The sequence below is a fragment of the Kitasatospora sp. NPDC059571 genome, assembly GCF_042735675.1.
Taxonomy (GTDB): Bacteria; Actinomycetota; Actinomycetes; order Streptomycetales; family Streptomycetaceae; genus Kitasatospora.
Genome location: NZ_JBHWBW010000514.1, coordinates 1 through 5,438, shown reverse-complemented (window position 1 = coordinate 5,438; position 5,438 = coordinate 1). Strand labels below are relative to the sequence as shown.

Sequence of the window (5,438 nt, the reverse complement as noted above, 5' to 3'; positions counted from 1 at the left end):
CATCACCGCCCCCACGGGGTGCTCGGACTACAGCTCCGCGATGACGTACCCGCCGTGACCCACCTCGTCCCCCTCCGGTGCGGGGCGGGCCTGCCCCGCCCGGCCCACAGACGTTCCCGCCACGCCCCGCACCCTCGGCCGGCACTGGTCCTTCCACTCGAATGGCCCGCCCCGCCGACGGACAGCGGGGCACCTGGAGGACCGGCCCGACGGGCGATGCCGCCGCCACGAACAGCGAGCGGGCGCACCACCCGACGTCCCGCCCGGCCCGCCCGCCGCGCCGTGGGCGCTCGCGGAGTCTTCACCGATGCCGTCGGTGCCCGTCCCCTGCCGGCGGCCGCTTCCGGGCCATGCGGGCCGCTCCTCGGGCGGCCGCCGGAGGAGGTCAGGAGAGAAGTCCGGTCGGAAACGCCCGACGCTTTCCGACGCGCCGATGCCCGAGCAAGGTCTTCAGCCCGCGCCGGGCATGCGCGGTGCGGGTCAGTCCGGTGGCGGGAGGAGGGTGCCGAGCGGGCCGAGGTCCAGGTTGAGGTCCTGGAGGGTCAGACCGTAGCGGGTGCACAGGTCGGTCATGCGGTCGTGGAGGGCCATGAGGGTGGCGCCCAGGGTCTCCTCCTGCTCGTCGGTGAGGTCACCGGACTCCACCCGGTGGAGCGCCTGGCGCTCGATGAGCTGGCGCAGGAGTTCGACGATGGTGAGGACGAGCTTCATGAGGTCGCGCTCGACCGTGTCCGGGCCGGTGGTGATCCTCCGCGGCTGGCGTGCCGGGGTTGCGTGCTGTGCGGGCGTGGAATCGCTGGGGGTGGCCGGCAGCAGGCGAAAGGCGCGGGCAGCTGCTTCGGCGACCTCGTCGAAGCGGTTGCGGCCGGCCGCGTCGCCGGTCATGGCTCTCCGGGGCGGCGCGGGGTTTCCGAGGCCCAGGGCGCCGGGTGCTGTTCGCTGATGGACACGATGAGCGCGCGCAGGGAGATCCGGACGAGGTCGATGTCCGCGATGGACAGGACGATGTCGCCGGTCAGGACGACGCCGCCGCTGAGCAGGCGGTCGAGCAGGTCGATGAGGGCGACCTGCCGCTGCGGCAAGGGGGCGTCAGGGGTGGCCGGGAGGCCGTCCGCCGCTCTCACGATGAGGCCCCTCCTCCCCTTCCGGCGGCATCGCGAAGGAGTACGGGGCCCAGGGGCCGGTCACGTCGATCCGCACGCCGGGCAGGCCGTCGGCCGCCTGGAGGGCCTCGGCGCGGAACGCTGCGGCGTGCTCCACGGGGACGAGGTAGGCGTCGTTCACGATGTTCGTGCCGGGACCAGGTGCCAGTTCGCCCTGCTGGACGCGGTGGCGGACCCGGTCCACGGCGTGCAGCCGGGCGGTCGCGTCGATGCGCTCGGCCGCCGTGCCCGCCGCCTGGTAGCTGTCCTGCCTCAGGTCTTGTTCGGCCCGGCGGTGGCGAAGGTAGGCGCGTCCGGGGCCGAGATCCTTCGCAGGGGGCGGGGGAGGGACGGCCGCGACGTCGACGTACAGTTTGACGCCCCACTCCAGCAGGCCGGCCAACTCGGCCAGGCGGTCGAGGAAGGCGTTCTGCCGGGCGTCGAGCACCGAACGCACCCGACCGTCGTCGAGATGCACCGTGGCCAGCCGCAGCGGCAGCACGGTGGTGTGCGAGGCGATGGCCTCGATCACGCCGTGGTGGGCCCTGGCGACTTCCTCGAGCCACGGCAGCTCCTCCAGGTGCCGCCGGAGCGCGACCTCGTCGAAGTCGTCGGAGGGTACGGAGCTCACGGCTGCCACGAGGCTCTGCTCGTTCGTGGCCCGCACCAGGTGGACCCGGCAGCCGGCGACCCCGGTGATGGCGCCGACGGCCTGCTCAAGGCCGCTGGTCCACCGGGCGACGGCGTAGGTGTAGGCGAGGGTCGGCCCGGTCATGGCTCGTCCCCCGCACCGGGGCGGGTGCCGGGTGGGCTGCGCCTCGTGCGTGCGGGTCGGCGCGCAGGTTTCTCGTCGGTGCCCGCGGCCGGTGGCAGGCCCTTCTCGGCCTGCAGGGCGTCGAGCTGTGCCCGCAGGCGCCGGTTCTCCTCCTCCAGCGTCTGCCGGCTCCCGGCCCCGGAGGAGAGCGAGGGGTCGTGCTCCCACCAGTCGATGCCCATCTCCTTGGCCTTGTCCACGGAGGCGATCAGCAGGCGCAGCTTGATGGTGAGCAGCTCGATGTCGAGGAGGTTGATCTGGATGTCCCCGGCGATGACGATGCCCTTGTCCAGCACGCGTTCCAGGATGTCGGCAAGGCTGGCCGAGGACTGCCCACCGGGCGGTTCCGACCGGGTGGGGAAGGAACCGAGGCGTCGGGCGACGGGGTCGGTCACGGTCGGCTCGCCTCCTTGTCCCTGGTAGTGCGCGGCGTCCGGTCAGGCGCCGGTCTGCTGCCGGTGGGCTCTGATCTCGTCCAGGCGGTCGAGGAGTTCGTCCTCGCGCCGGTCGAACGTCTCGTCGTCGATCTCGCCGGCCAGGAGTGCCTGCTCCAGGGCGGCGAGCTCCCGCTGGACGGGTTCGGGGTCGTAGTACTCGTTCTCGGCGGTCTCCACCACGCGTTCCAGCACCCAGATGGTGCCGCGCAGCGGTGCGAGCGGGAGGGTGAGGATCTGGGTGAGCAGGCCCATGGCGACTCCCGTTCACACGAAGCTGTAGGCGGGCAGCGGGCCGTGCAGCCGGAAGTCGAAGTCGTCGCCGAGTTCGGCGGTGAGGCCCTTCTCGGCCGCGAGGAACAGCTGCTCGTGTTCGCGGTCCACCAGGAACGAGACGTTCAGGAAGTCCTCGCCCGTCGGCTCGGAGTTGACCTCCTGGCGGGCGTGGGGCCGCAGCGCCTCGGTGATGCCCGTGGCCAGGGCGTAGTGGCGGGCCCGGACCTCCTGGGCGACCAGTTCGCCGAGGGCCAGTGGCAGCTCCGGGTTGGTGTCACCGTCGGTGATCTCGTCGTTGAGCCGCCGGGCCTCGGGCGAATCCAGCAGGATCTGCCGCAGCAGGGCGTTCTCGTCGATGGCTGCCTTGAGGTGGTACTCGGCGCAGCCCTCCAGGGCGGTGATTCGGCTGAGGTACTCGTCGTGGCGTTCGGTGAGCGCCGTCCGTACCGCCTCGTCGTCGGGTGCGGTGAGACCGAACTGCAGCGGCAGGACGGTGCCGTCGGACATCAGGCGTTCCTGGACGCTCTGGTGGGCGGAGAGGTCACGGCGCTTGGGACGCAGTCCTTCCGGTGCGTCGCTGACGATCGCACAGAGCGGCCCGGCGCACACGCTGCGAAGCGCGGAGGGCGGCTCGCCCACGCCGACGAGGCCGTCCAGATGTCGGGGATGGTCGGCGGCAGTGATGGAGTACACGTATACGGACACGTCATTCCTCCCGGCGCCGGGCCGGCCTGCGGGCCGGCCGCTCACGCTTGGGCGCGGGTTCCTTCTTCTCCTCCTCGTCGTCGCTCCCGAGGTGGAATGCGTCGGTCACGGCCTCCACCGCTCCGGACAGCGCGCCCTTGCTCTTTCCGTGCGCACCGCCCTCGGTGACCTCACCGACGATGTCGGTCAGTTGGGTCGGCGCCTTGCGCCCGGCTTCCAGGTCGAGGCGGTTGCAGGCCTCGGCGAAGCGCAGGTAGGTGTCGACGCTGGCGACGACGATCCGGATGTCGATCTTCAGGATCTCGATCCCGACCAGGGAGACCCGGATGAAGACGTCGATCACCAGCCCGCGGTCCAGGATGAGTTCGAGAATGTCGTAGAGACTGCCGGTGCTCCCGCCGCGGGAGACGCCGGCCTGGCCTTGCGGCACCACCGTCACGGGTGCCTCCTTTCTGCCCGCCGCCGGTGCGCCGGCGGGTGTGCCCCTGCCGCAGCCGGGTGCGTGTCACGTCGGCCGGTCGATCTGCCCTCTGCTGTAGCGGCGGATCCGCTGGTAGGCGAGGAGTTCGCCGTCCTCGTCGAGCGTGACTCGGTAGCTGGCCATCACGCTGGTCGTGTCCGGGATCCGTGCCAGCTCCACCACCTCCACGTCGGCCTGCCAGCCCTCCTCGGTGGGCTTGAGCGCCGACACGGACTCCGGTGCCCGTCCGAGGAGTTCGGCGAGTTGTTCGGCCGCGTAGCGCATGGCGCGGGGGGCCGAGACCCGCCGTGCGGACTTGGACACCGCGCGCTTGGACGCGCGGCGCCGAGGAGCCGTTCGAGGCTCGCGCGGGCCCTCGTGGTCAGGCTCGCGATCCCCGGCGCTGTCCTCAGTCCCTGCGGCCATCTGTCTGCTCCGGAATCGGAGAGGTGTCGGTTGCACTCGCGTCTACCCATCCTCCTCTGACCGAATCAGTCGTGCATTCGCATCGAGGAGGACCGGCAGGCCGCGGGGGACCGAAGCGCCGGTGCCGGGTTTGCCGGCCTCTCGGGCGTCGGGGCGCCCGGGATCCGAAGAAGGCCTCCCGTGCCCGCCCGGGGCCAGCCCGCCCCTGCGTCACCGCAGGAGCGCCTCGGCTGCCTTCTTGAACGAGCTCGGGTGCGCGGGCCGGTGCGGCGCCGTGGCACGGGCCTCCAGCATGCGGGCCCCGATCTCCTGGAGTTCCTTGTTGCGGCCCAGGGCGTCGCGGACCTTGGGGAACCAGTCGTTCTCCTCCTCCTCGATGTGGTGCCCGACGGTCTCGATGAGCACGGTGGTCTTCGCGTCGAACCGCTCGTCGTCGGGTGTCATCACATCCAGCTCGGCACAGAGGAGGTCGGCGACATGGTGTTCCTCGTAGGACTCCAGGACGTCCTGCTCCAGGGCCGGCACGTGCTCGCGGACCGCCGGATACATGACCTCGTTCTCGATGTAGGTGTGGACCGTCAGGGCTTCCACGATCCTGCTCACGAGGTCGGCCTTGACCTCGGTCGCGTTCCATTCGGCGCCCTCGAACTCCCGGAAGAGACGGCGCACCTCCTTGTGGTCCTCCTTGAGCAGCACGATGGCGTCAGTGGACATGGTCGTTCCTCGATTCTGCGATCGGCGGCGTGCCCGGCCGGTAGGGACGTCCCGGGCCGGCGCCGTCAGCGGCGGGCCCGGCCGGCGTCCTCCGGCTGGTACTCCTCGTCCTCGTCCTCGTCCTCGGGAGTGTCCTCGTGGTCGTACTCGTCCTCGTACTCCTCGTCCTCGGGGGTGTCCTCAGCGTCCTCGTCCTCGGGGGCGTCCTCCTCGAATTCCTCCTCGTCGTATTCGTCCTCGGGGGCGTCCTCGGGGGCGTCCTCGTCGTATTCCTCCTCGTCGTCTCCGCCTTCGGTGTCCTCGTACTCCTCCCCCTGGCCCTCCTGGTCCTCCTGCTCCCGGGCTGCTTCCTCCTCCTCCATGGCCTCGTCATGGGTCTTGACGACCTCGCCGTCGCGGATCTCGCCACGCCAGCCCTCGGCCTCGTCGTTGGTGAGGGAGACGTAGCGCTGGAAGTTCTTGAAGTC

At 71.2% G+C, this 5,438-nt stretch carries 9 protein-coding genes and 1 pseudogene; all 10 read right to left on the bottom strand.

From position 1 onward, the window contains the following. Nucleotides 1–480: 480 nt before the first annotated feature. Nucleotides 481–885 (bottom strand): gas vesicle protein K, encoded by a 405-nt coding sequence (locus tag ACFV0G_RS34355; RefSeq protein ID WP_380556439.1) that lies wholly within the window; start codon nt 883–885, stop codon nt 481–483. Beyond that, entirely contained in the window at nt 882–1,124 is a 243-nt protein-coding gene (locus ACFV0G_RS34350) for a gas vesicle protein (RefSeq protein WP_380556437.1), read from the bottom strand. The genes ACFV0G_RS34355 and ACFV0G_RS34350 overlap by 4 nt, the downstream gene beginning before the upstream one ends. Further along, complete coding sequence (locus tag ACFV0G_RS34345; RefSeq protein ID WP_380556435.1) at nt 1,090–1,917, bottom strand: GvpL/GvpF family gas vesicle protein; 828 nt, start codon at nt 1,915–1,917, stop codon at nt 1,090–1,092. Before ACFV0G_RS34345 ends, ACFV0G_RS34350 begins: the two co-directional genes overlap by 35 nt. Then, complete coding sequence (locus ACFV0G_RS34340) at nt 1,914–2,351, bottom strand: gas vesicle protein (protein WP_380556433.1); 438 nt, start codon at nt 2,349–2,351, stop codon at nt 1,914–1,916. The genes ACFV0G_RS34345 and ACFV0G_RS34340 overlap by 4 nt, the downstream gene beginning before the upstream one ends. 42 nt (nt 2,352–2,393) lie before the next feature. Further along, nucleotides 2,394–2,645, bottom strand: coding sequence for a gas vesicle protein GvpG (locus ACFV0G_RS34335; RefSeq protein WP_380556431.1), 252 nt, complete (start codon nt 2,643–2,645; stop codon nt 2,394–2,396). Between the two features lie 12 nt (nt 2,646–2,657). Then, nucleotides 2,658–3,371, bottom strand: a complete 714-nt coding sequence (locus ACFV0G_RS34330) for a GvpL/GvpF family gas vesicle protein (RefSeq protein ID WP_380556429.1) — start codon at nt 3,369–3,371, stop codon at nt 2,658–2,660. Between the two features lies 1 nt (nt 3,372). Further along, complete coding sequence (locus ACFV0G_RS34325) at nt 3,373–3,810, bottom strand: gas vesicle structural protein GvpA (protein ID WP_380556427.1); 438 nt, start codon at nt 3,808–3,810, stop codon at nt 3,373–3,375. Between the two features lie 66 nt (nt 3,811–3,876). Then, nucleotides 3,877–4,257, bottom strand: a complete 381-nt coding sequence (locus ACFV0G_RS34320) for a gas vesicle protein (RefSeq protein WP_380556425.1) — start codon at nt 4,255–4,257, stop codon at nt 3,877–3,879. 210 nt (nt 4,258–4,467) lie between these two features. Further along, complete coding sequence (locus ACFV0G_RS34315) at nt 4,468–4,971, bottom strand: hemerythrin domain-containing protein (RefSeq protein WP_380556423.1); 504 nt, start codon at nt 4,969–4,971, stop codon at nt 4,468–4,470. Between the two features lie 65 nt (nt 4,972–5,036). Next, nucleotides 5,037–5,438, bottom strand: a pseudogene (locus ACFV0G_RS34310) (cyclase); the annotation flags it as partial.